We start from the raw sequence: 23434 nt of genomic DNA, 5'->3' as shown, positions 1-23434 counted from the left end.
GCCCCACCGCCGCCCGCACCACTCCCACCACCGAGCGCTCCTGCCCCGGCTCCGCCAAAACCCCGCACCTCGCCGCCAGGTCCACGACCGCGCCCGCCGCGGCCAGGGAGTGGAAGCCACCCACGCAGTCCGTCGAGGACGGCAGCGCGGCCGTGCCCGGGACCGGGAGGAAGCCGATCTCGCCGGTGCCGCCGGAGGCACCGCGTCGCAGCGCGCCGTCGAGGACCACCGCCGCGCCCGTCCCGTGGCCGAGCCACAGCAGGACGAAGGTGTCGCGGTCCCGGGCCGCCCCGTCACGCTGCTCCGCCAGCGCCGCGAGGTTGGTCTCGTTCTCCACGCTCACCCGGGCCTCGGGCAGCCGCTCCTGGAGGGCGGCGACGAGCCGGCGGTGCCACTTGGGCAACCCGGAGGAGTCGCGCAGTTCGCCGCTGGCCGGGTCGATGAGGCCGGGCGCCCCGATCCCGACGGTGTGCAGCCGGTCGGCGCCGGCCTCCTTCACCACGCGCTCGACCAGCGCGACCGCCTGCTCCACGGCCGGACCCGTCCCCATGTCGCCGCCGATGGGCACCGACTCCTCGGCCAGCACCCGTCCCACCAGGTCCGCGACGGTCACGGAGACGCCCTCGGTGCGTATGTCCAGCGCGGCGAGGTGCGCCCGGTCCGCGACGATGCCGTACAGCTTGGCGTTGGGCCCGCGCCGCTGTTCCCCCGCCTCGCCGACCACCGCGATCAGCCCGGCGGCGGTGAGGCGTTCGACGAGGTCGGCGACGGTCGGCCGGGACAGACCGGTCAGTTGCTTCAACTGCCCTGCCGTCAGCGGGCCCTCCTGCTGGAGCAGACGCAGGGCGAGCCGGTCGTTGATGGCCCGGGCGGTGCTCGGGGATGCGGGCATGCCGGGATCCTTCCAGAACATGGGGGCCGCACGGCCGGGTGTTTTGGCCGACTGGTCGTCCCCTTATCTATCAGGCAGGGTTCCTGATAGTTTACGCGCGCCGGCGCTCGACAGCGCGTGCCCGCGGGCGCCGACGCGGGGAAGACCAGGAGAGGACGGGGGCCGGAGAATGAGCAACGTGGTCTATGACGAGCGCGAGGTGAAGCGGTCGCGGTACGCCGTGGCCGCCGTCTTCGCCGTGCACGGCGCCGTGACCGGCTCGTTCGCCACCCGCGTGCCGTGGATCCAGGACCACGCGGGCGTCAGCGCCGGCCAGTTGGGGATCGCGCTCGCCTTCCCCGCGCTCGGCGCGTCCGTCGCGATGCCGCTCGCCGGCAGCGTCAGCCACCGCTTCGGTGCCCGCAACGCCCTGCGCGGACTGATCGCCCTGTGGACGCTGGCGCTGGTCCTGCCGTCCCTCGCCCCGAACCTGCTCACGCTCTGCCTGGCCCTGTTCACCTACGGCGCCACGGCCGGCATGGCGGACGTGGCGATGAACGCGCTCGGCGTCGAGGTCGAGAACCGCCTCGGCCGGTCGATCATGTCCGGACTGCACGGCATGTGGAGCGCGGGCGCCCTGGTCGGCTCGGCGGCCGGCACGCTGGCCGCCCACCTCGGTTCGGACGCCCGGCTGCACCACGTCCTGGCCGCCGGGGTCCTCACCGTCGTCGGCGTGCTGTCCTGCCAGTGGGTGCTCGACCTCCAGCCCGCCGAGGACGAGGAGCCGCCGCCGCGCTTCGCGCTGCCGCCCCGCTCGGCGCTGCTCATCGGCGCGATCGGCTTCTGCGCGGTGTTCGCCGAGGGTGCGAGCTTGGACTGGTCGGCGGTCTATCTGCGCGAGCAGCTGGAGACCTCGGCCGGTCTCGCGGCGGCGTGCACGACGGGCTTCACGCTCACCATGGCCATCGCCCGGATCGCCGGTGACAAGGTCGTGGACCGCTTCGGTGCCGTGCGGACCGTGCGGGCGAGCGGGGTGTTCGCCGTCCTCGGCGGGCTGCTGATCGTGGTGGCGGAGCACCCGGCGGTGGCGATGAGCGGGTTCGCGCTGATGGGGCTGGGCATCGCCGTCGTCGTACCGCTGTGCTTCGCGGCGGCGGGCCGCAGCGGGTCCAACCCGAGCCTGGCCATCGCGGGCGTCGCGACCATCACGTACACCTCGGGTCTGATCGCGCCGAGCGCGATCGGCATGCTGGCGCAGGCGACCAGCCTGATGGTGTCGTTCGCTCTGGTGACGCTGCTGTCCTGCGGGATCGTGGCGTTCGCGCGCGTGCTGCGCCGCGGCGACCGGGCAACTATCAGCCGGCCGGACGCGGCGGTCCCCGACCCGCGCCCCTGAACGGGCATCCGACCGCCCTGGGTCATCACCACCGCTGACGCACCCCGACAATGGTCCGGACACTCGCACGCACGACGAAAGCGAAACCGCACCATGGATCTCGGCGTCCGCTGGAAACTGCACGGCGGCGACGGACGCACCCCGGCGCCCGGCGCCGTGGTCCGCCCCGACGAGCGGCTCTCCTGGCCCCGCACCGCCGGGCTCGGTGCCCAGCACGTGGTGGCGATGTTCGGAGCGTCCTTCGTGGCCCCGGTCCTGATGGGCCTGGACCCCAACCTCGCGATCATGATGTCGGGCGTCGCGACCGTCGTGTTCCTGCTCGCCACCCGCGGGCGCGTGCCCAGTTATCTGGGCTGCTCGCTGTCCTTCGTCGGCGTGGCGGCGGTGATCCGGGCGCAGGGCGGCAGCAGCGCCACCGTCACCGGCGCGGTCTTCGTCGTGGGCGCCGCGCTGTTCCTGGTGGGGCTCGCCGTGCGGCGGTTCGGGGCGCGGATCATCCACGCCGCGATGCCGCCGGTCGTGACCGGCGCGGTGGTGATGCTGATCGGCTTCAACCTGGCACCGGTGACGGCCTCGACGTACTGGCCGCAGGACCAGTGGACGGCGCTGCTGGTGATGCTGTTCACCGGTCTCGCCGTGGTCGGTCTGCGCGGCTTCTGGTCCCGGATCGCGATCTTCCTCGGGCTGGTCTTCGGGTACGGCATCTCCTGGGTCTTCGACCTGGTCTTCGGCAGGATCCACTCGGTGGACGCGAGCGGCAGGCTGACCGATCACTGGCGGCTCGACCTCTCCGGCGTGGCCGAGGCCGACTGGATCGGGCTGCCGAGCCTGCACGCCCCGTCGTTCGAGTGGTCGGCGATCCTGGTCGCCCTGCCGGTCGTCATCGCGCTGGTCGCGGAGAACGCCGGGCACGTCAAGGCGGTCGGCGAGATGACCGGCGACCCGCTGGACGACAAGCTCGGCACGGCGATCGCGGCCGACGGCGTCGGCTCGATGCTGTCCACCGCGGTCGGCGGCCCGCCCAACACGACGTACTCCGAGAACATCGGCGTGATGGCCGCGACCCGCGTCTATTCGACGGCCGCCTACTGGGCCGCCGCCGGCTTCGCCCTGCTCTTCGGCGTCTGCCCGAAGTTCGGCGCGGTCGTGGCGGCGATCCCGGGCGGGGTGCTCGGCGGCATCACCGTCATCCTGTACGGCATGATCGGCCTGCTCGGTGCCCAGATCTGGCTCAACGCCGGGGTGGACCTGCGCAATCCGCTGAACCTGGTCCCGGCGGCGGCCGGCATCATCATCGGCGTCGGCAACGTCTCCATGAAGATCACGGACACGTTCTCGCTGAGCGGCATCGCGCTCGGCACGCTCGTCGTCATCACCGGCTACCACGCGCTGCGGGCCTTCGCCCCGCCCCACCTGAAGACGCAAGCGCCGCTGCTGGACGAGGGCACCAGCTCCTACGACGAGGCCAACTCGTAGGCGTAGGACGCCGTGAACGTCCCTGGCCTGCCCTTGCAGCCGTCCGACTCCCCCGGCAGCTTGACCCACAGATAGGCGTCGATCCGGTCCTCGCCGGTGCCGAGGGTGGGGGTCCGGCCGAGCTTGCGGCCCGCCGGGTCGCACCACGTGCCGTCGGGCGGGGCGCCGTTGCCGTTGCGGCTGGTGTCGATGACGGCGCCCAGGCCCGCCGACCCGCCGAGCGCGTCGAGGACCCGCCGGTCGTAGGCGACCTCGTCTGCCGTGGTGTGGAAGTTGGAGACGTTGCTAAAGATCCCGTCGGAAGACTCCGGCGAGGCGGCACCGGCCTGCCGCAGCCACGCCGCCTGCTTGCCGGGCGCGTTCCAGCCCGAGTGCCCCGCGTCGAAGTACACCCGTGCCCGGGGGTTTGCGGCCTTCAGGACGCGTCCGGCCCGGGCCAGCGAGGCGAAGCGGTCCGCGCGCTCACCGGGTGACAGGCACGCGGCCTGGGCGACCGAGTCCGGCTCCAGGACGACGATGACCTCGCCGGAGCCCAGCCCGTCGGCGAACCGGTCGATCCACGCGTCGTAGGCGTCCAGGTCGGGCGCCCCGCCCTGGGAGTGACCGCCGCAGTCCCGGCCGGGGATCGCGTACGGCACGAGGACGGGCACCCGGCCCAGCGCGGCACCGCCTGACGTCACCGCGGCGACCCGGGCGGTGAGCGTGTCCGGGGCGTAGTCGGCGAACCAGACGGCGGCCGGCTGGTCGGCGATGCGGGAGGCGATGACCGCCTGGCGGGGATCGCCGGCGTGGGCCCGGACCCAGTCGAGCACCTGGGAGTCGGGGTGGCGGTAGAGCCGGGCGCTCACGGGGGCGGTCCGCTCCCGCTTCTCGCGGGTTCTCGACGGCGACGGCGTGTGGCTCGGCGTCTCGGGTGCGGAGGTGACGGGCGTCGGGGAAGCCGGCTCGGTCACCGACGGGGACGCCGACGGCCGGGCCGGCAGGGGCGCCAGACGGGGCGAGGCGGACACCACGGGGCGCTCGGCCCGGTCCGGGCCGCGCGGGTCGTCGAACGCGGACAGCACCCCGGCGACCGAGCCGGCCGCGACCACGACACAGGCCGCCACGACCATCGCGCCACGCCGTACGGCACGCCTGCGCTCGGCCCTGCGGGCGGCCAGGCGCTGGGCGCGTAAGCCTGACACGGTGCCGGTCCCCCTCCCCCTGCGGCGGGCGGCGTTCCCCCGTTTCGGGGAAGCGCCGGGCCTGCCGGTACTCCCGCCGGCCTAGAGCTGGGACTCTGCCCGCATGCCGCGATGCGAACAAGTCCCCCCAGCCGTGGACACGCCGGTCGACGGAGTCATCTGCCGTATGCGCGCCCTCGACGCGACCCTGCACCCCCGGGACGGGGTGGCGGTCTTCAACCGCGTCTACCTCGCCGTGACGGAAGCGGTGGACCGGTACGTCGACAGCGGGCGGTTCGCGGACCCGCACGCCGCGATCACGCTGGATGTACGGTTCGCGCAGCGGTACCTGGAGGCCGTCGAGGCGGTGGCCGGCGAGCGGCGCCCGCCGGCCTGCTGGCGGCCCCTGTTCCAGTTCCGGCGCCATCCCGGGGTACGGCCGTTGCAGTTCGCGCTCGCGGGCATCAACGCGCACATCGGGCACGATCTCGCGCTGGCCGTCGTGGACACCTGCCGTACGCTCGACTGCGCACCCGCCGAGCTGGAGGACGAGTTCGACGCGGTGGGCGATCTCCTCGTGTCGCTGGAGGAGCGCATCCGCGAAGATCTGATGCCGGGCCCCGACCTCCTCCAGATCGCCGACCCGCTGACGCATCTGCTCGGCTCCTGGAGCCTGGAGCGCGCCCGCGACGCCACCTGGACGGCGGCCCGGGCGCTGTGGGCGCTGCGCGGACTCCCCGACGTCGCCGAGGAGTTCACCGAACGCCTGGACACGGCGGTGGGCTTCGCGGGGCGCATGCTGCTCACGCCCCTGCCGCAGCCCTCCTGCCTGTCTCAGTCCTCCGGCAGTTCGACCGGCGCGATCTCGTCGTAGACGTCGCCGGGACCCGGGTTGGCGGGGTCGGTCGTGCCGCCGAAGTGGTGCATGACGCCCCAGACCGCGTTGAGGGCGGTCTGGACGGCGCCCTCGGCCCAGCCGGCCGTCCAGGAGATGTCGTCGCCGGCGAGGAAGAAGCCGCGCTTGTCCGCGGGCAGCCGGTCCTGCATGAAGTGCGTGAACAGGCGCCGCTGGTAGCGGTAGTGGCCGGGCAGGTTGGCCTTGAACGCGCCCATGAAGTACGGCTCGTTCTCCCAGGAGACGGTCACCGGGTTGCCGATGATGTGCTTGCGGATGTCGACCTTGGGATAGATCTCGCCGAGCGACTTCAGCATGACCTCCATCCGCTCGTTCGCGGACAGCGGCAGCCACTTCAGGCTGTCGTCGCACCAGGTGTAGGAGAGACAGATGACGGCGGGCTGGTCCGGGCCGTTGTCGAGGAGGTAGGTCCCGCGCGTCATCCGGTCGGTGAGCGTCATCGACATGACGTCCCGGCCCGTCTCCTCGTCCTTGTCCAGCCAGAACGGCCGGTCGACCGGGACGAACAGCTTGGAGGACTCCATGTAGTGCGTGCGCTCGATGGCCGTCCAGTGGTCGATCGGGAAGAGCGAGTCGTGGCAGTCGATCTTCGACAGCAGCATCCAGGACTGGGCGGTGAAGATCACCGCCGGGTAGGTGCGGATGTCGCCGTGCGCGTCGGTCACCGTGATGCGGTTGCCGGCGGTGCGGTGCAGGCGGGTGACGGCCGGGCGGGGCGCACGGTGGTCGTGGAGGCTCGCGAGGGAGGTCCCGTAGGGCCAGTGGACGATCTTCTCCGGCTCGCGCTCCCAGAGGCGCAGCGGCAGTTGCTGGGAGCCGCCGACGATGCCGCGGTGGTGGTCGTCGGCCTCGGTGTAGACGACGCGCAGGATCTCCAGGATGGAGTTGGGGAAGTCGGTGTCCCAGCCGCCCGTGCCGAAGCCGACCTGGCCGAAGATCTCGCGGTGCCGGAACGACCTGAACGCCTCGGAGTCGCAGAGGAAGCCGTAGAAGGTCTGGTTGTCGAGCTTCTCGACGAGGCGGGACCAGATCTCCCGGATGCGCGGGACGTCCCGCTCGCGCAGCGCCCGGTTCATGTCGGAGAAGTCGGCGCCCTCCTCCAGGCACCGGTTCCAGGCCTCGGCGACGTCCCGGTAGACCTGGGGCAGGTCGGCGATCGTCTCGGCGTAGTGCGACTCGCCCTTGAGGTCGACGACGGTCGACGGGGTCGCCTCCGCCAGGGGGTTGGGGAAGGGCCGCGTCTCGAGGCCGACCAGGTCGATGTAGTGCTGGAGGGCGGTGGAGGACGGCGGGAAGCGCATCGCGCCCATCTCGGCGGTGAGGGAGTCGTCGCAGCCGTCGAAGCCCACCGTCCGCAGCCGTCCGCCGATCCGGTCGGCCTCGTACACGACCGGCTTCAGGCCCATCTTCATCAGCTCGTACGCGGCGACGATGCCGGACAGGCCGCCGCCGATGACCGCGACCTCCGTGCCGTGCCCGGTCGCGGGTATCTGCCCGAGACCCGCCGGGTGGGCGAGGAAGTCGTCGTAGGCGTACGGGAAGTCCGGGCCGAACATGGTGATCGGCGGCTGCTGCGCGTCTGCGTGCTCGACGGCGTTGGGCACGGTGGACGTCATGGGGTACGGACTCCTTGCAGATACGAACAGGCGTTGAAGGGGGGTGTCAGACGAGCGGCCCGTACAGGCCGGGGCGCCGGTCCCGCAGATACGGGTTGGCCTCGCGCGACGCGGCGAGGAAGACGGGGTCGACGTCGGCGAGGACGAGTTCCTCGGCGCGCCCGGCCCGGGTCCGGGCGACCCCGTCGGGCCCGGCCAGCGTGGACAGCCCCACGAACTCGAACTCGCCCTCCCGGCCGGCCCGGTTGACGTACGCGACGTACATCTGGTTCTCGAAGGCACGCACCGGGATCATCGACTCGGCGACGAACTGGAACGGGTGCATCTGCGCGGTCGGGACGACCAGCAGGTCCGTGCCGGCGAGGGCGTGGGCGCGGACGTTCTCCGGGAACTCGACGTCGTAGCAGATCAGGATCCCCACGCGCAGACCGCCGAGCTCCGCCTGGACGACGGTTTGATCCCCGGGCGTGAAGTGGTCCCGCTCGAAGCAGCCGAAGAGGTGGGTCTTGCGGTAGTTGGCGAGCCGGGTGCCGTCGGCGGAGATCAGCTGGGCGGAGTTGAACACGGCGTCGCCGGCCCGCTCGGGGTAGCCGTAGGCGATCGCCAGTCCGTGCCTGGTCGCGGTCTCGGCGACGGTGTCCGCGCACGTGCCGTCGGCGGGCTCGGCGAGCCGGCCGATGTCGTCGCCGATCGCGTACCCGGTCAGGAACATCTCCGGCGCGACCAGCAGCCCGGCGCCCGCGGCGGCGGCCCGGCCCGCGGCCTCGTCGAGGACCTTGAGGTTCTCGGCGGTGGAGCCGGGTCGGCCGGAGCTCTGGAGCAGGGCGGTGCGCATGCGTGTTCCTCACCGGTACGCGGGGGTTTCGGGGGGCCTGTTAGACGGTACGGTCGGCGGCTCCGGCCGGACAAGGAGCAGCCGTTGCGCGTCCGTGAGCGGATCATTGCGTCCGCCGGGGGGTCGGCGGCGATTCGTTGCGGACCCTGACGGTCCTTCCCCGGGCGCATGCCCGAACGGCCTTTCTCCGCCGGGCGGCGGAGGCCGGGTCCCGACCCGGGTGCGATGTGGCGCGGGCGCCGCGCCGGGACAGTGGTGAGTGTCCAGTCGACGTGCGTCACCTGCGGAAAGGACCGCCATGAACCGCCGTACGAGGACCGCCTTACTCGGCTCCGCGCTGTTGCTCACCGTCGCCGCCGCGGCCGGCTCCGCCGGAGCGTCCGCCCACCACCAAAGCGGGCGTGAGGCCGCCGCGCTCACCGGCAAGGCCAAGCTGTACCGCTCGGCCGGAGACGACATCACCTTCTCCTTCGACGCGCACCTGGCCGCGAAGGACACGGCCGACCCGATGAAGGCCACGGGCACCTTCGAGTTCAGCCACTACCTGAACGGCAAGGGCGCCTGGGCGAAGGCGAAGGTCGACTGCTTGGTGACCGGCGGCAAGGTGGCCGTCGTCTCAGGCGTCGTCACCGAATCCGACCTCCCGGGCGCCGAGGGCAAGCGGGTCGGCGTCACCGTTCACGACCTCGGCCGCCACGACCGGCTTGGCTACAGCTGGGTTTCTACGGGCCGCCCCGGCGCCGGGAACGAGCCGCCCAAGTGCGTCAGCTCCGCCCCCTTCGAGAAGGTCAAGAAGGGGACGGGCGACTTCACGGTCGTGCCCTGGCAGCCCGAGCTCTGACCAGCGCCAGGGCCGTCACCAGGTAGGGCACCGCGAGCACCGTGAAGACGGTGCCGTGCGCCAGGTGGGCGCCGAGCTGCGCGTACACGCCGAACGTGGCGACCGTGGCCAGCTCGGTGCCCAGGCTCGCCACGGAGGTGAGGGTGGCCCGGCGGGAGTCGTCGATGCGGTGCTGGAGGCGGACGTCGGCCAGCACCTCGGCCAGCTGGAACCCGGCGAAGGCGAGGCTCACGAGGGCGATACCGGCCAGAGAGCGGGACGCGGCGCCCACGGCCAGGGCGAGGGCGGCGCCGGCGAGCAGAGCCGCGAGCCCGGCCGCGCCGAGGCGTTCGGCGGGTCCGGCCAGGAGGCTGCCGACGGTGGCGCCCGCCCAGATCAGCATGATCAGGTAAGGCACCGTCGCCTCCGCGACGCCGATGTCACGGACGAGCAGCGGGGTGTACTCGTCGAGTGCACCCCACACCGCGGCCACGGCCGGGACCAGCAGCAGGGCGCCGCGCACCGCGCGGTCCCCGCGGACCTCGGCGAGTCCGGTCCGCAGGGTCGTCGCCCAGCTGTCGTCGGCGGTCTCCGGGCGCGCCCGGTGCTCGGGGAACCGGGTCGCGGTGAGGGCGGTCAGCACACAGGCCAGGACACTGGCGGCGCCGACGGCCGCGTAGCCGCCCTCGGCGAAGACGGGCCCCGCGAGGCCGAGGGAGGCCACGGTGCCCGCCAGCCGCGCGGCCCGGGCCCGGCCCATGACCCGCGCGTACCGGCCGACGGCGCCGAGGTGGTCCAGTTCGTCGTAGACGAGGGCCTCCAGCGCTCCGGAGCCGAGCGCTCCGCCGGCGCCCCACAGGAGGAAGCCGACCGCGAACGCCCCGTACGACGGGACCGCCACCCACAGCGCGAAGCCGGCGGCGGTGAGCAGCGGGCCGATCCAGAGCAGCCTGCGGCGCGACACGGCGTCGGCCCAGGCACCGGAGGGCACTTCCAGCACCACCCCGGTGATCGACCACAGGGCGAAGAGGGAGGAGATCTGCCAGAGCGACAGGCCGGTGTCGGCGAACAGCAGTGCGTACACCGGGTAGAGCAGGACGAAGTCGTCGAGGAACGCGTAGCCGTACAGCGTGCGTGTCAGCCGCCGGACGCCGGTGGTGGGCACGCGTGCGGGTGAGAGTGTCATGAGGCCTTCCCGTAAGGACCGATCGGACGCCGGAGATACGGCGTGCGCGGCGGTCCTCGGGAGGCGCGGCTGGTGGATCAATGTCGCCAGGTCATGCCACCGATGCTAGGCGGACCGGGGCCCGGAGCACAGCGAGATTCCCAAGAGGGCGTCCTCCGCCGGGAGGAGGGCGGGTGCCGCCCGTCTCCGCGGTGCGGCGATGGATGTCCGCCCGCCGGAGGAGGCCCCGCCACGGCCGGGCGCGCGAGACTGGCCGGGCGAGCCGAACCCGACCGGCCGGCGAAGGGGGTCTCCATGGACGCCGCCGCACTGCTCTGCCTGCCGTACGTCGACGAGCACACGACGGTCGTCGCGGCGGACGCCGAGGTCGTGTGGGGCGCGCTCGGCACGGTTCTGGACCGCTCCTTCGGGAGTGGCCGAGCGGTCGCGTACGCACGCCTGGTCGGTTGCGCCGACCGCACGGCCTCCGGGCCCCGTCCCCTGAGGGAGGGCTCGACGATGCCCGGTTTCCGGGTGGCTTCCGCGGCTCCGGGGGCCGAGCTGGCCCTGATCGGGCGCCACCACTTCTCGACGTACGCCCTGCTCTTCCACCTGGACGAGGCCGGCCCGGGACGCACCCGGCTGCGTGCCGAGACCCGCGCGAGGTTCCCCGGCCCGGCCGGCGCCCTCTACGGACGTCTCCTCATGACCACGGGCGGACACGCGCTCGGCGTCCGGCACCTGCTGACGGCGGTGCGTGCCACCGCCGACGGCAGGCCCTAGGGGGTGTCCGCAAAGTCCCGCCTGCCCCGCGACGCCCGGCACGCCCTCTCGCCGCACCGGGCGAACACCCGCGTACAACCAGTACGCGGGCGTCCGCCCGGCACACCGAGAGCACGCACCGGACGCCGCAGGGCCCGCCCTCCGGGCGGACGACGGGACTTTGCGGACACCCCCTAGGTCGGCGACCCCGACGAGAAGCGCCGCAGCAGTGGCGACAGCACGAGTACGGACTTGGTCCGCTCGACGAACGGCTCCCCGGCGATCCGCTCCAGGACCCGTTCGAAGTGCCGCATGTCGGAGGCGAAGACCTGGGCGATCGCGTCCGCGTCCCCGGTGACGGTGGACGCGGCCACGACCTCCTGGTAGCGCTCCAGGCCCCGCTGGATGGTCTCCGGGGAGGTGTTGCCCCGGCAGTAGATCTCGACGAACCCCTCGGTCTGCCAGCCGAGGGCGCCCGGGTCCACCCGTACGGTGAAGCCGGTGATGGCTCCGGTGGCCCGCAGCCTGTCCACGCGCCGTTTCACGGCGGGCGCGGACAGGCCGACGATGTGGCCGATGTCGGCGTAGGAGCGGCGGGCGTCCTCGGCGAGGGCGTGCACGATGCGTTCGTCGAGATCGTTCAGCACAGTGGGTCGGTCACTTTTCGGATGGTGCGAGTCGGGAACGGCGATAGCCGTACACGAAGTAGAACACGAGCCCGGCGGCCATCCAGACACCGAAGACGACCCAGGTCACGGCCGACAGGCTGCCCATCATCCAGAGGCAGAGGGCGAAGCCCAGCGCGGGCAGGACCGGGGAGAGCGGCACCCGGAAGGTGCGGGGCATGTCCGGCCGGGTCCGGCGCAGGACCACGACGGCCACGTTGACCAGCGCGAAGGCGAACAGGGTGCCGATGCTGGTGGCGTCGGCGAGCTGCCCGAGCGGGATCGCGGCGGCCAGCACACCGCAGAACAGGGAGACGATCAGGGTGTTGGCGCGGGGCGTGCCGCTCTTGGGGTGGACCTTGGCGAACACCTTCGGCACGAGGCCGTCGCGGGACATGGCGAACAGGATGCGGGTCTGGCCGTAGAGCACGGTCAGCACCACGCTCGCGATGGCGATGACGGCGCAGAAGGCCAGCAGCGTGCCCCAGAAGGTCTGCCCGGTGACCTCGCGCATGATCTGGGCGAGGGCGGCCTCCGAGTCGGTGAAGCCCTTCCAGGGCTTGGCGCCGACCGCGACGGCGGCGACGAGGACGTACAGCGCCGTGACGATGACCAGCGACAGCATGATCGCGCGCGGCAGGTCGCGCTGGGCGTTCTTGGCCTCCTCACCGGCGGTGGAGGCGGCGTCGAAGCCGATGTAGGAGAAGAACAGCGTCGCCCCGGCGGCGCTGACGCCCGCCATGCCCAGCGGCATGAAGTTCTCGTAGTTGCCGGAGCGGAAGCCCTGGACGCCGATGGCGCAGAACAGCACCAGCGCGGCGATCTTCACGATGACCATGACGGTGTTGGCGCGGGCGGACTCGCGGGCGCCGCCCAGCAGGAACGCCATCGCGAGCAGGACGACGATCAGCGCGGGCAGGTTGAACACGCCGCCGTCACCGGGCGGCGCGGACAGGGCGGCCGGGAGGGTGACGCCGATGGTCCCGTCGAGCAGTTCGTTGAGGTACTCGCCCCAGCCGACGGCGACGGCGGCGACGGACACGCCGTACTCCAGGACCAGGCACCAGCCGCATATCCAGGCGATCAGCTCGCCCATCGTTGCGTACGCATACGAGTACGAGGAGCCGGAGACCGGGATGGTGCCCGCCAGCTCGGCGTAGGACAGGGCCGAGAACAGGGCGGTCAGACCGGCGATGACGAAGGAGATCGTGACGGCCGGGCCCGCCTTGGGGACGGCCTCGCCGAGTACGACGAAGATGCCGGTGCCGAGGGTGGCACCGATGCTGATCATGGTGAGCTGCCACAGGCCGAGGGAGCGCCGCAGCGAGCCTCCCTCGCCCTGGCCACCCTCCGCGACCAGGTTCTCCACCGGCTTGCGACGCATGAGGCGCGCGCCGACGCCCGGGGACGGCGGGGCGGTCTGACTACTGCTGTGCGGGGGTGCGCCTTGGTCGAGCACGCGCTGACTCCTTCGTCACTGCCGGTCTTGGGCGGCGGGGACCGGCAGCGCCCCGCCCGACAGCCGGGACCCACCGAGCGGGGTCCCCGCCACGCCACGTACGAGGCGACAGCCTACGAGCAGCGGCGTTGCCCGTGTAATGCAGCAACCTTGCGCGTGCCCGCAAGATCATTGCGTTCCTCTGGACTGGCCGGAGGTTCGTTGCACGTCAGCGTTGGTCCGTTGCGCAGCCCTTGCCCGGACCAGCTCTTTCACGAGGAACGTGAGCTCCTCGACACACTCGCGCGTGACGCCGTCGTGGCCCTCGTAGGACCAGCGGCCCTGGTAGGGCACGAGGGGCACATAGCCGAGCCGGGCGTAGAGGGCGGCGGCGCGCGGGTTGTCGTCGGCGACGCCGAGGCCGATGGCCGCGCGGCCGCGCTTCCGGGCGCGTTCCTCGGCGGCCCGTACCAGGGCGCTGCCGATGCCGCGCGAGCGCAGCGCCGGGGGCCATACCGCCAGCGCGTTGATCTCCGGGCATCCGGGCCGTGCCGCCCGTACGGCCGCGTCGTCGCAGCCGCCCCAGCGCAGCTCCGTGTGCCCCACGGGCCGTCCGTCGAGCCAGGCGACGAGGTACGTGCTCGTGCCCTGCTCCTGACGCTCGAAGCGGCGCGCGTGGAACGAGGTGGCGCCCGGGGAGCCGATGTACCGGTCGAGCAGCGGCACGTCGACGGCCCGGCAGACGGTGATCTCCATGCCGTACGACGGTAGGGCCCCCGCACGCACGAGGCCCCCGATTTTTCACCGGGGGCCTGGGACGAGTGTGTGAGGCCGTCAGCTCCAGCTGGCGTGCAGCGGCTTGCCCTCGGCGTAGCCGGCGGCGCTCTGGATGCCGACGATGGCCTTCTCGGCGAACTCCTCCAGGGATCCGGCCCCGGCGTACGTGCAGGAGGAGCGGACGCCCGCGATGATCGAGTCGATCAGGTCCTCGACGCCGGGGCGGGCCGGGTCGAGGAACATCCTGGACGTGGAGATGCCCTCCTCGAACAGCGCCTTGCGGGCCCGGTCGTACGCCGACTCCTCCGACGTGCGGTTGCGCACGGCCCGCGCGGAGGCCATGCCGAAGGACTCCTTGTAGGCGCGCCCCTGGGCGTCGTGCTGGAGGTCGCCCGGGGACTCGTAGGTGCCCGCGAACCAGGAGCCGACCATCACGTTGGACGCGCCGGCGGCGAGGGCCATGGCCACGTCGCGCGGGTGGCGGATCCCGCCGTCGGCCCACACGTGCTTGCCGTGCTTCCTCGCCTCGGCGGCGCACTCCAGGACGGCGGAGAACTGCGGCCGGCCGACGCCGGTCATCATGCGCGTGGTGCACATGGCGCCGGGTCCGACACCGACCTTGACGATGTCCGCGCCCGCCTCTATGAGGTCGCGCACGCCCGCGGCGGCCACCACGTTGCCCGCGACGACCGGCACCTGCGGGTCGAGGCCGCGCACCAGCTTCAGGGCGCTGATCATCGACTCCTGGTGGCCGTGCGCGGTGTCGATGACGAGCGTGTCGACGCCCGCGTCCAGCAGCTGCTTGGCCTTGCCCGCGACGTCGCCGTTGATGCCGACGGCGGCGGCGATCCGCAGCCGCCCCCGCGCGTCCGTGGCCGGCGTGTAGAGCGTGGCGCGCAGGGCGCCCTTGCGGGTGAGGATGCCGGCGAGCGTGCCGTCCTTGTGGACCGCGGGGGCGTAGCGGCGGTTGGCGTGGTCGAGGGTGTCGAAGGCCTCGCCCGGGTCCATGTCCGCGTCGATGAGCAGCAGGTCCCGGGACATGACCTCGCCCAGCTGCGTGAAGCGGTCCACGCCGGACAGGTCGGAGTCGGTGACCACACCGACGGGACGGTGGTTCTCGTCGACGACGACTCCGGCGTTGTGCGCCCGCTTGGGCAGCAGCGCCAGCGCGTCCGCGACCGTCTGGTGGGGCACCAGCATGATCGGGGTGTCCAGGACCAGATGGCGGCTCTTCACCCAGGAGACGACGTCGGTGACCACGTCGATCGGGATGTCCTGCGGTATGACGACGAGGCCGCCGCGGCGGGCCACGGTCTCGGCCATGCGGCGCCCGGCGATGGCGGTCATGTTGGCGACGACGAGCGGGATGGTGGTGCCCGTGCCGTCCGGGGAGCTGAGGTCGACGGCCTGCCGCGAGCCCACCGAGGAGCGGCTCGGCACCATGAAGACGTCGTCGTACGTCAGGTCGTACCCGGGCTGGATGTCATTGAGGAAACGCACGTGCTGCACATCCCAGTCGATCAGAGGTGACCCCCCGACCGGCCGGCCAGGGGGAAAAGAGCACGTACTTCATTCTCCCATGACGGGCCTGCGAACACCCCCCAGCGGATCATCCAGGCTGGTCAGGGCCCCGTTCGGAGGATGCTCCAAGCCCGAGGGTCACAAAGAGGCCCGGGCCCCGGTCCGTCGCCTCGGCGAAGATCTCCTCCGCGACCTGCCACTCCTCGGGCCGCTTCTCGGCGTACGCCCGCCAGCCCCGGACGACGACCAGCAGCCCCCGCTCCTGGGACCCCTCGGGCCACAGGTCAGGATCGGCCAGGCAGTCGGCGAGGGCGTCCCAGTTGCGGCCGAACCACTCGGGCAGGGACAGGTCACGGGCGCAGCGGTCCATGAGGCCCGCCTTGTCCGTGACCCCGTCGAGGTCCAGCACGAGCACGATCCGGCCGGCCGGGTCGTCCGGCACCTCGTGCGACTGGCTGGCCATCTGTCAGACTCCGTCCGGGTCGGCCCTGTTGAGCGCGGGCTTCGGTGCCGGGCCCGCCGTCATCAGATAGTCCGCGGCCGAGGTGTCCGTCACCAGGCTGGTGACGAGCCCGGACCGCAGCACCGCGTCGATCGCGGGCCCCTTGCGCTGTCCGCCGGCGATCGCGACGACCTCGGGGATACGGCGGAGCTGGTCGGCCTTGACGGTGATGCACCGCTCGCCCAGGTCCCGGCCGACCCTGCGGCCCTCGGAGTCGAAGAGGTGCGCGGACATCTCGGCGGCGACACCGAGGGAGGCGTAGTGGGCGCGCTCCTCGTCGCTCAGCATGTCGTGCACCGTGGAGATGCCCGGCTCCCAGGAGCCGATGGAGACGCAGGCGACGGTGACCTTGTCGAAGTGCTCGAAGGCCCGGGCGATCCCCGTCTGGTTGCGCAGGGCCGTGGCCGTGGCCGCGTCGGGCAGCAGCATCGGCGCGTAGATGGGGTGCGCGTCACCGCCGGACACCTGGGCGGCACGGCGTACCGCCTCGACGGAGCCGCGCTCGGCGGTCCCGGCGTCGTACACGCCCGTCAGCTGCACCACCGTGCACGGCGGCAGCCGGTCGAGCGCCGCCGCCATGTGGATGGTGGAGCGGCCCCAGGCCAGGCCCAGCACATCTCCTTCGTTGACCAGTTCGCCGAGCAGGTCGGCGGCCACCTCTCCCAGGTTCTCGGGGTCGGGCGACTCCTCGGCATCGGCCGGGGACTCGACCACGACGGCGTGCCTGAGGCCGTAGCGGGCGCGGAGCGCGTCCGAGCGCTCGGCGTCCAGCTCCGCAGGCACACGGATCTCGATACGCACGAGATCCCGTTCGAGGGCGGTCTCCAGGACCCGGGCCACCTTGAAGCGGCTGACGCCGAACTCCTCCGCGATCTGGATCTTGGACTTGCCCTCGAGGTAGAAGCGGCGGGCCATGGCCGCCGCCTGCACCAGCTCAGCGGGTCCCATCCGCATGGCTGACCGGCCCGCCGACATACCCGACACGGCGATCTCCTCACTGCTGTTCACACTCTGGATTCGCCGTTCATCCTTGCAGATCCGGCGCGGATGATCAGCCCTGATGAGAGCCGTTCACTTTGCTGTGGCTCAGTGGTCGCAGGCCCAGGAGGCCTTGGCGGTCGCCCCATCCGCCTGCGTGCGTAGTGCACGTACCGCCTCTGCCGGGTCGTTTGCCCCGTAGACCGCCGATCCGGCCACGAAGACGTCGGCTCCGGCGTCCGCGCACCGCTCGATCGTGGAAGCGGAGACTCCGCCGTCGACCTGGAGCCAGAGCTCCAGACCGTGCTTGCTGATCAACTCGCGAGTGCGGCGGATCTTCGGAAGCATGATGTCGAGGAAGGCCTGTCCCCCGAAGCCCGGTTCGACCGTCATGATCAGCAGCATGTCGAGCTCGGGGAGCAGGTCCTCGTACGGCTCGATGGGGGTCGCGGGCTTCAGCGCCATGGAGGCGCGGGCGCCCTTGGCGCGGATCTCCCGGGCGAGCCGGACCGGGGCGGCGGCCGCCTCGACGTGGAAGGTGACGGAACCGGCCCCCGCCTCGACGTACTGGGGCGCCCACCGATCGGGGGCCTCGATCATCAGATGGCAGTCCAGCGGGGTGTCCGTCGCACGGGCGAGCGACTCTACGACCGGCACGCCGAGGGTGAGGTTCGGGACGAAATGGTTGTCCATGACGTCGACGTGGAGCCAGTCGGCTCCCTCCACGGCCTTCGCCTCGTCCGCGAGGCGGGCGAAATCGGCGGACAGGATGCTGGGGTTGATCTGCGCGGCCATGTCCTAAGACTGCCATGCCCTCCGGGGGTCGTGGGCATCGGTCCCGGGTCGCAGAGGGGGTTGCCGTGAAACAGGGCGTCGCACATCTCGTCTGCGGGCGCCGGGCCAAGTGGCTGGTGCTGGTGTTGTGGGTGGCCGTGCTGTTCGTGACGGCACCACTCGCGATGAAGCTCACCGACGCGCAGGACAACGACGCTGCGTCCTGGCTGCCGGGGTCCGCGGAGTCGACGCAGGTGCTGCAGATCTCCGAGGACTTCCGGCCGGAGCAGATCCCGGCGGTCGTGATCTACGCCCGGGACAGCGGGCTGACGGCGCGGGACCGGGCGGAGATCGCCCAGGACGTGCGGCAGCTGAAGGAGCTGCGTGACCACGGCATCCGGGGTGCGGAGACCCGGGGGCCGGTCTTCGACCGGCAGACCGGTCCGCGGGCGGCGCAGGTGTTCGTGCCGATCACGATGGACGAGAAGGGCTGGGAGCGGATCGCGCCCGCCGTCGACTCCGTCCGGGACGACGTCGGCGAGGGCGCCGGCGGGCTGGCCGTGCACATCACGGGCCCGGGCGGCACGTCGGCGGACTTCTCGGAGGCCTTCGAGGGCATCGACTCGACGCTGCTGTTCGCGGCGATGACCGTCGTCATCGTCATGCTGCTCATCACCTACCGCAGTCTGACCCTGCTGCTGGTGCCCCTGGTGTCGGTGGTCTGCGCGCTGTTCACCTCCCAGGCGCTGATCTATCTGCTGGCCGAGCACGCGGGCCTGACGGTGAACGGCCAGAGCGCCGGCATCCTGACGGTGCTCGTCTTCGGGGCGGGGACGGACTACGCCCTGTTGCTGGTCGCCCGCTACCGGGAGGAGCTGCGCCGGCACGAGGACCGGCACGAGGCGATGGCCCTGGCGCTGCACCGCGCGGGCCCCGCGGTGCTCGCCTCCGGCGCGACGGTCGTGCTGAGCATGCTGGTGCTGCTGGTCGCCGAGATGAACTCGACCAGCGGCCTGGGCCCGGTCGCCGCGATCGGTGTCGCCGTCGCCCTGCTGGCGATGATGACCCTGTTCCCGGCGCTGCTGGTGATCGTCGGCCGGTGGATCTTCTGGCCGGCGGTCCCGCACTACGGCGCACCCGACCCGACCGAGCGCGGCATCTGGGCGCGCACGGGCCGCCGTATCGCCCGCCGGCCGCGCATGACCTGGGCGGTCACGGCACTGGCCCTGGCGGTCTGTTCGCTGGGCCTGATCCAGTTGCGCGCGGAGGGCATCGGCAACGCGGACGCGTTCACCGGGAAACCGGACTCGGTCACCGGCCAGGAGGTGTCGGCGCGCTACTTCCCGGCGGGCAGCGGCAGTCCGCTCGTCATCGTCAGCAACCAGGCGCAGGCCCGGCAGGTGGGCCGCGCGGTGGCCGCCACGCCGGGCGTGGTCCCGCAGTCGCTGGGCCTGCCCCCGGGCACGAAACCGTCCTTCCAGGGCAGGGTCCTCTTCGAGGCCACGATGACCGCCCCGGCCGACAGCGACGCGGCGAAACAGACCGTGGAGCGGGTACGGGACGCCGTCCATGCGGTACCGGACGCCGATGCCAAGGTGGGCGGCGGTACGGCGGGCCTGGTGGACATGGACGAGGCGATCACCCACGACAACGTGCTGATCATCCCGGTGGTGCTGGCGGTCGTCCTGCTGATCCTGTGCGCCCTGCTGCGCGCCCTGATCGCCCCGCTGCTGCTGATCGGGACGGTGATCCTGTCGTTCGCGGCGGCCCTCGGCATCAGCGCGCTCGCGTTCCGGTACGTCTTCGACTACGCGGGCGAGGCGACCGACTTCCCGCTGTTCGTCTTCGTGTTCCTGGTCGCCCTGGGCATCGACTACAACATCTTCCTGACCACCCGCATCCGCGAGGAGGCGGCCCGCCAGGGCACCAGAGCGGGCGTGGTCACCGGGCTCGCCACCACCGGCGCGGTCATCACCTCCGCCGGCCTGGTCCTGGCCGGCACCTTCGCCGCCCTCGGCACCCTGCCGATGGTCGCCTTCGCCGAGATCGGCTTCGCGGTCGCCCTCGGCGTCCTCATCGACACGTTCATCGTGCGCTCGGTCCTGGTGACGTCGCTGTTCCTGGACGTCGGCCCGAAGGTGTGGTGGCCGCACCGGCTGGCCGGGGAGGACGGCGGTGCGGCGGACCGGGAGAGCGTCGCAGCGGGGGTCAGCCGGTCCGGCGGATGAGCGCCAGGTACATCGCGTCGGTCCCGTGCAGATGCGGCCACAGCTGCACGTCGGGCCCTTCGCCGAGGTCCGGTACGCCGGGCAGCAGCGGCCGGGCGTCGAGGAGCTCGGTGTCCGGGTACTGCTTGAGGACGTCGGCGACCACGGCCCTGGTCTCGGCGAGGTGCGGCGAGCAGGTCGCGTAGCCGACGACGCCGCCGACCCGTACCGACTCCAGGGCGGTGCGCAGCAGGCCGCGTTGCAACGGCGCGAACCCCTCCAGGTCCTCCGGCCGGCGCCGCCAGCGCGCCTCGGGGCGGCGCCGCAGGGCACCGAGTCCGGTGCACGGCACGTCGACCAGAACGCGGTCGAAACTCCCGGGCCGCCACGCCGGACGCGTCCCGTCGGCGGCGATCACCTGGTACGGGCCGGGGTTCCCCTCCAGCGCCCTGGCCACGAGCCCGGCGCGGTGGGTCTGCTTCTCCGAGGCGACGAGCAGCGCGCCCCGCTCGGCCGCGAGGGCGGCGAGCAGCGCGGCCTTGCCACCGGGCCCCGCACATCCGTCCAGCCACCGCCGGTCGGGTCCGTCCAGCGGCGCATTGGCCAGGGCGAGCGCCACGAGCTGGCTGCCCTCGTCCTGCACGCCCGCGCGTCCGTCCCGCACGGCCGCGACGGCGCCCGGCTCACCGCCCTCGGTCAGCCGCACGGCGTACGGCGACCAGTGGCCCGGCACGGCGGCGTCCTCTTCGAGCAGTTCCTCGGCCGTGGCCCGCCCGGGCCGCGCCACCAGGGTCACCTCCGGCCGCTCGTTGTCGGCGCGCAGCAGGTCCTCGATGCCGGCGCGAGGGCCGCCGAGGGAGTCCCACAGCGCCGACACGACCCACCGCGGATGCGAGTGGACGACGGCGAGATGGTCCTCGGGATCGTCGTCGTAGGGCGGCGCGACCCGCTCCAGCCAGCCGTCCAGATCGTGCTGCGCGACCTTCCGCAGCACGGCGTTGACGAACTTGGCGCGCCCGTCGCCGAGCACGACGCGGGCGAGCTCGACGGTGGCGGACACGGCCGCGTGCGTCGGGATCCGCGTCCCGAGCAGCTGGTGCGCGCCGAGGCTCAGCACGTCCAGCACCGGCGGGTCGACCTCCCCCAGCGGCCGGTCCACGCAGGCCGAGAGGACGGCGTCGTACGTCCCCTGCCGCCGCAGCGTGCCGTAGACCAGCTCGGTGGCGAGCGCCGCGTCACGGGCGTCGAACGTCTCGGGTCCCTCCTTCTCCCGCGCCTTGCGCAGCAGGGGCGGCAGAACGAGGTTGGCGTAGGCGTCCCGCTCGTCCACGGCCCTCAGAGCCTCGAAGGCGAGGATGCGGACGGGGTCCTTCTTGGGCCGACGGTAGGGCTTGCCGGACGTACGGGGCCGACGGGGCTGGTCGCTCACGAAAAAGGTGCTCCGGTTGTGAGAAGAAGTGCGCCGTCCAGCCTACGCCGCCCCGGACGTGTCGCCGTGTCAGCCCCCGAGCCGCTCGCCCTCGGCGATCCGCACCCCGCGTGCCCAGTCCGCCGCCCGCATCGGCTTCTTGCCCTGGGCCTGCACCCAGACCAGCTCGACGGCGTACGAGCCGGTGCCGACGTACACGCTGTTCTTCCCGGCGGAGATCTGCCCCGGGGCGAGATCCTTGCGGTCGGGCACGGGGGTGACCTGGATGAGCTTGAGCCGCTCACCGCGGAACGTGGTCCAGGCGCCGGGAGCGGGAGTGCAGCCCCGCACCATCCGGTCGACGCGCAGCGCGGGCGCGCTCCAGTCGATGTGGGCGTCCTCGACGTTGACCTTCGGGGCCAGGCTGATCCCCTCGGCCGGCTGCGGTACGGCCTTCAGGGTGCCGGCCTCGATCCCGTCCATGGTCGCCGCGAGCAGCCCGGCGCCGGCGAAGGCCAGCCGCGTCAGCAGATCCCCGCTGGTGTCGGTGGGCCGGATCTCCTCGGTGACCGTCCCGTACACCGGTCCGGAGTCGAGCCCCTCCTCGATCAGGAAGGTGGAAGCCCCGGTGATCTCGTCCCCGGCCATGATGGCGTGCTGCACGGGCGCGGCACCGCGCCAGGCCGGCAGCAGGGAGAAGTGCAGATTGACCCAGCCGTGCGCGGGGACGTCGAGGGCGACCCGGGGCAGCAGCGCGCCGTAGGCCACGACGGGACAGCAGTCCGGCCCGATCTCCCGCAGCCGCTCCAGGAACTCGGGGTCCTTCGGCTTCGCGGGCTTCAGCACCTCGATCCCGGCCTCCTCCGCCCGCTCGGCGACGGGCGACGCGACGAGCCTGCGCCCCCGCCCGGCCGGCGCGTCGGGCCGCGTGACGACAGCGGCCACCTCGTGCCGCTCGGAGGCGAGAAGAGCGTCCAGAGCGGGAACGGCGACCTCGGGTGTACCGGCGAAGACGAGCTTCATGGGGTGGTGGGGGCCTCTCGGGCAGGGGATCAAGGACGGGCAACGCCCAAGTCTATGAGCCGGACACGGAAAGCCGCCGACGGCGCCCGGCCACCCACGGGAGAGCCGGGCCACTCGACGGACAGTTACGGGCGGTGCGCGGGTGGGAGACCCCAGCCGAAGGCCGAAGGCCGAGGCGCGCACCCCGCGCAAACGGGCGCACGCATGTGCCCCCACGCCCCCACACCGTGACTCGCGGAGCGAATCCGCGTTGGTCAAGACAGAGTTGACCACATCGGGCCGCGAACGCGGCCCATTCCTTTCAACGCCGGTTCGAGAGGCTTGTTCATGGCCGACCACGCAACCCACGACGCCCAGGCTCGGGCCAGCCTGCACTTGCTGGTGCGGGACATCGAGCGGGTCCGCCGGCAGGTGGACGCACTGCGCACACTCACCGCCCAGTTGGGCAACGTCTACCGCCCGCGCCGCTCCGGCCCCTCCACGGGCTTCGTCGTCTACGGACGCGCCCCCGCCCCGACGGTACGTCTCGCCCAGGAGCTGCGGGACAGCGTCGAGACCCTGGTCACGGCGGCCGTGGACTTCGACCGCTCACTCGGCTTCTCGTGGGACGCGGTGGGCTCCGCGCTCGGAGTCACCAAACAGGCGGTCCACCGCCGTTACGGCGCCCGCCGGGCCACGCCCCAGCCTGCCGCGGCCGAGGCGGAGCGCACACCCGAGCCCTCGGGCTCCCGCACGGTCGGTGTGAACACCGGTCTCCCGACGGTCCCGGCGGCCCGCTCCATGCCCACCCAGCCGACGGCGGGCAGCCCGGCCCTCCGCGACGAGGCGAGGCCCACGGCCTTCCCCGGCCCGCGCAACGGCTGAGCCGCACCCCGCCCCGGTACGCCGCTGCCCTCCCGATGCGTCCGGGAGGGCAGCGGCATATCGGGCAACGAACAGCGGCAGGCACGACCGCAGCCACCGGCTCACCCGATGTCAGCCGGATCGATCCGCACCCAGACGGACTCCGCACTCCCCCGGGCCATCCGCGCGGCCTGCGCCGCCTTCAGCGCACCGGCCAGCGCGGCCCCCTTCCCCGGCGGCACCCTGACCAACGCCCGCTCCCACTGCTCCCCGGGCGG

The 23434-nt window shown here is 72.6% G+C and carries 21 protein-coding genes; 7 read left to right on the top strand and 14 right to left on the bottom strand.

Annotated elements, in window-relative coordinates; all coding sequences use genetic code 11:
* Positions 1–892, bottom strand: an 892-nt coding sequence (locus CCL05_RS08145; protein WP_143589833.1) for an ROK family transcriptional regulator, incomplete at its 3' end; no start/stop codon positions are given.
* 169 nt (positions 893–1061) lie between these two features.
* Between CCL05_RS08145 and CCL05_RS08140 the strand changes: the two genes are divergently transcribed.
* A complete protein-coding gene (locus CCL05_RS08140) occupies positions 1062–2267 on the top strand; it encodes an MFS transporter (protein ID WP_086559814.1) in 1206 nt (401 codons plus the stop codon).
* Positions 2268–2360: 93 nt separating this feature from the next.
* Positions 2361–3743: a uracil-xanthine permease family protein gene (locus CCL05_RS08135; protein ID WP_086559813.1), complete on the top strand. Its 1383-nt coding sequence runs from the start codon at positions 2361–2363 to the stop codon at positions 3741–3743.
* Here the strand turns inward: CCL05_RS08135 and CCL05_RS08130 are convergent.
* Positions 3722–4855: a glycoside hydrolase family 6 protein gene (locus tag CCL05_RS08130; RefSeq protein WP_086559812.1), complete on the bottom strand. Its 1134-nt coding sequence runs from the start codon at positions 4853–4855 to the stop codon at positions 3722–3724. The two genes, CCL05_RS08135 and CCL05_RS08130, sit on opposite strands and share 22 nt — an antisense overlap.
* 175 nt (positions 4856–5030) lie before the next feature.
* Here CCL05_RS08130 and CCL05_RS08125 point away from each other — a divergent pair, with 175 nt between their 5' ends.
* The gene (locus tag CCL05_RS08125; RefSeq protein WP_086559811.1) at positions 5031–5780 is read left to right on the top strand and encodes a DUF5995 family protein; all 750 of its coding nucleotides are present in this window, start codon (positions 5031–5033) and stop codon (positions 5778–5780) included.
* Here CCL05_RS08125 and CCL05_RS08120 read toward each other — a convergent pair.
* Both CCL05_RS08120 and CCL05_RS08115 read right to left on the bottom strand, forming a co-directional pair.
* Positions 5741–7438, bottom strand: a complete 1698-nt coding sequence (locus tag CCL05_RS08120; protein ID WP_086559810.1) for a flavin monoamine oxidase family protein — start codon at positions 7436–7438, stop codon at positions 5741–5743. The genes CCL05_RS08125 and CCL05_RS08120 overlap by 40 nt on opposite strands.
* A gap of 46 nt (positions 7439–7484) precedes the next feature.
* The gene (locus tag CCL05_RS08115) at positions 7485–8273 is read right to left on the bottom strand and encodes a carbon-nitrogen hydrolase family protein (protein ID WP_086559809.1); all 789 of its coding nucleotides are present in this window, start codon (positions 8271–8273) and stop codon (positions 7485–7487) included.
* 298 nt (positions 8274–8571) lie between these two features.
* Between CCL05_RS08115 and CCL05_RS08110 the strand changes: the two genes are divergently transcribed.
* Positions 8572–9114: a Repetin gene (locus CCL05_RS08110; RefSeq protein ID WP_086559808.1), complete on the top strand. Its 543-nt coding sequence runs from the start codon at positions 8572–8574 to the stop codon at positions 9112–9114.
* Here CCL05_RS08110 and CCL05_RS08105 read toward each other — a convergent pair.
* Complete coding sequence (locus tag CCL05_RS08105) at positions 9083–10279, bottom strand: MFS transporter (protein ID WP_086559807.1); 1197 nt, start codon at positions 10277–10279, stop codon at positions 9083–9085. The genes CCL05_RS08110 and CCL05_RS08105 overlap by 32 nt on opposite strands.
* 294 nt (positions 10280–10573) lie before the next feature.
* Between CCL05_RS08105 and CCL05_RS08100 the strand changes: the two genes are divergently transcribed.
* Positions 10574–11041, top strand: a complete 468-nt coding sequence (locus tag CCL05_RS08100; RefSeq protein WP_086559806.1) for a hypothetical protein — start codon at positions 10574–10576, stop codon at positions 11039–11041.
* 173 nt (positions 11042–11214) lie between these two features.
* Here CCL05_RS08100 and CCL05_RS08095 read toward each other — a convergent pair whose 3' ends face one another.
* The 7 genes from CCL05_RS08095 to rpe form a co-directional block, all read right to left on the bottom strand.
* A complete protein-coding gene (locus CCL05_RS08095) occupies positions 11215–11667 on the bottom strand; it encodes an Lrp/AsnC family transcriptional regulator (RefSeq protein WP_010046396.1) in 453 nt (150 codons plus the stop codon).
* Between the two features lie 10 nt (positions 11668–11677).
* Entirely contained in the window at positions 11678–13144 is a 1467-nt protein-coding gene (locus tag CCL05_RS08090) for an amino acid permease (RefSeq protein WP_086559805.1), read from the bottom strand.
* Between the two features lie 168 nt (positions 13145–13312).
* Positions 13313–13879, bottom strand: a complete 567-nt coding sequence (locus CCL05_RS08085) for a GNAT family N-acetyltransferase (protein WP_086559804.1) — start codon at positions 13877–13879, stop codon at positions 13313–13315.
* A 78-nt stretch (positions 13880–13957) separates the two neighbouring features.
* Complete coding sequence (locus tag CCL05_RS08080; protein ID WP_167409532.1) at positions 13958–15400, bottom strand: GuaB1 family IMP dehydrogenase-related protein; 1443 nt, start codon at positions 15398–15400, stop codon at positions 13958–13960.
* A gap of 109 nt (positions 15401–15509) precedes the next feature.
* Positions 15510–15863 (bottom strand): barstar family protein, encoded by a 354-nt coding sequence (locus tag CCL05_RS08075; protein WP_086559815.1) that lies wholly within the window; start codon positions 15861–15863, stop codon positions 15510–15512.
* A 24-nt stretch (positions 15864–15887) separates the two neighbouring features.
* Entirely contained in the window at positions 15888–16931 is a 1044-nt protein-coding gene (locus CCL05_RS08070) for a sugar-binding transcriptional regulator (RefSeq protein ID WP_086559802.1), read from the bottom strand.
* Positions 16932–17009: 78 nt separating this feature from the next.
* A complete protein-coding gene (rpe, locus tag CCL05_RS08065; RefSeq protein WP_086559801.1) occupies positions 17010–17696 on the bottom strand; it encodes a ribulose-phosphate 3-epimerase in 687 nt (228 codons plus the stop codon).
* A gap of 14 nt (positions 17697–17710) precedes the next feature.
* On the opposite strand from rpe, the gene CCL05_RS08060 reads away from it, so the two are divergent.
* Positions 17711–19903, top strand: coding sequence for an MMPL family transporter (locus tag CCL05_RS08060; protein ID WP_086559800.1), 2193 nt, complete (start codon positions 17711–17713; stop codon positions 19901–19903).
* On the opposite strand, the gene CCL05_RS08055 is transcribed toward CCL05_RS08060, so the two are convergent.
* Both CCL05_RS08055 and fmt read right to left on the bottom strand, forming a co-directional pair.
* On the bottom strand, positions 19884–21311 hold the full coding sequence (locus CCL05_RS08055; RefSeq protein WP_086559799.1) for an RsmB/NOP family class I SAM-dependent RNA methyltransferase: 1428 nt from the start codon (positions 21309–21311) through the stop codon (positions 19884–19886). The genes CCL05_RS08060 and CCL05_RS08055 overlap by 20 nt on opposite strands.
* A gap of 69 nt (positions 21312–21380) precedes the next feature.
* Positions 21381–22313, bottom strand: a complete 933-nt coding sequence (fmt, locus tag CCL05_RS08050) for a methionyl-tRNA formyltransferase (protein ID WP_086559798.1) — start codon at positions 22311–22313, stop codon at positions 21381–21383.
* A 327-nt stretch (positions 22314–22640) separates the two neighbouring features.
* On the opposite strand from fmt, the gene CCL05_RS08045 reads away from it, so the two are divergent.
* A complete protein-coding gene (locus CCL05_RS08045; protein ID WP_086559797.1) occupies positions 22641–23177 on the top strand; it encodes a hypothetical protein in 537 nt (178 codons plus the stop codon).
* The last annotated feature ends 257 nt before the right edge of the window (positions 23178–23434 follow it).

Source organism: Streptomyces africanus (genome assembly GCF_002150735.1).
Taxonomy (GTDB): domain Bacteria; phylum Actinomycetota; class Actinomycetes; order Streptomycetales; family Streptomycetaceae; genus Streptomyces; species Streptomyces africanus.
Note: the sequence above shows the minus strand (reverse complement) of the source record. Positions and strands in the feature narration are given on the sequence as shown.

Excerpts from the sequence above, each read along its gene's own strand:
- CCL05_RS08140 (WP_086559814.1), top strand. The coding sequence starts at position 1,062 with ATGAGCAACGTGGTCTATGACGAGCGCGAGGTGAAGCGGTCGCGGTAC.
- CCL05_RS08135 (WP_086559813.1), top strand. The coding sequence starts at position 2,361 with ATGGATCTCGGCGTCCGCTGGAAACTGCACGGCGGCGACGGACGCACC.
- CCL05_RS08130 (WP_086559812.1), bottom strand. The coding sequence starts at position 4,855 with ATGGTCGTGGCGGCCTGTGTCGTGGTCGCGGCCGGCTCGGTCGCCGGG.
- CCL05_RS08125 (WP_086559811.1), top strand. The coding sequence starts at position 5,031 with ATGCCGCGATGCGAACAAGTCCCCCCAGCCGTGGACACGCCGGTCGAC.
- CCL05_RS08120 (WP_086559810.1), bottom strand. The coding sequence starts at position 7,438 with ATGACGTCCACCGTGCCCAACGCCGTCGAGCACGCAGACGCGCAGCAG.
- CCL05_RS08115 (WP_086559809.1), bottom strand. The coding sequence starts at position 8,273 with ATGCGCACCGCCCTGCTCCAGAGCTCCGGCCGACCCGGCTCCACCGCC.
- CCL05_RS08110 (WP_086559808.1), top strand. The coding sequence starts at position 8,572 with ATGAACCGCCGTACGAGGACCGCCTTACTCGGCTCCGCGCTGTTGCTC.
- CCL05_RS08105 (WP_086559807.1), bottom strand. The coding sequence starts at position 10,279 with ATGACACTCTCACCCGCACGCGTGCCCACCACCGGCGTCCGGCGGCTG.
- CCL05_RS08100 (WP_086559806.1), top strand. The coding sequence starts at position 10,574 with ATGGACGCCGCCGCACTGCTCTGCCTGCCGTACGTCGACGAGCACACG.
- CCL05_RS08085 (WP_086559804.1), bottom strand. The coding sequence starts at position 13,879 with ATGGAGATCACCGTCTGCCGGGCCGTCGACGTGCCGCTGCTCGACCGG.
- rpe (WP_086559801.1), bottom strand. The coding sequence starts at position 17,696 with ATGGCCGCGCAGATCAACCCCAGCATCCTGTCCGCCGATTTCGCCCGC.
- CCL05_RS08060 (WP_086559800.1), top strand. The coding sequence starts at position 17,711 with ATGCCCTCCGGGGGTCGTGGGCATCGGTCCCGGGTCGCAGAGGGGGTT.
- fmt (WP_086559798.1), bottom strand. The coding sequence starts at position 22,313 with ATGAAGCTCGTCTTCGCCGGTACACCCGAGGTCGCCGTTCCCGCTCTG.
- CCL05_RS08045 (WP_086559797.1), top strand. The coding sequence starts at position 22,641 with ATGGCCGACCACGCAACCCACGACGCCCAGGCTCGGGCCAGCCTGCAC.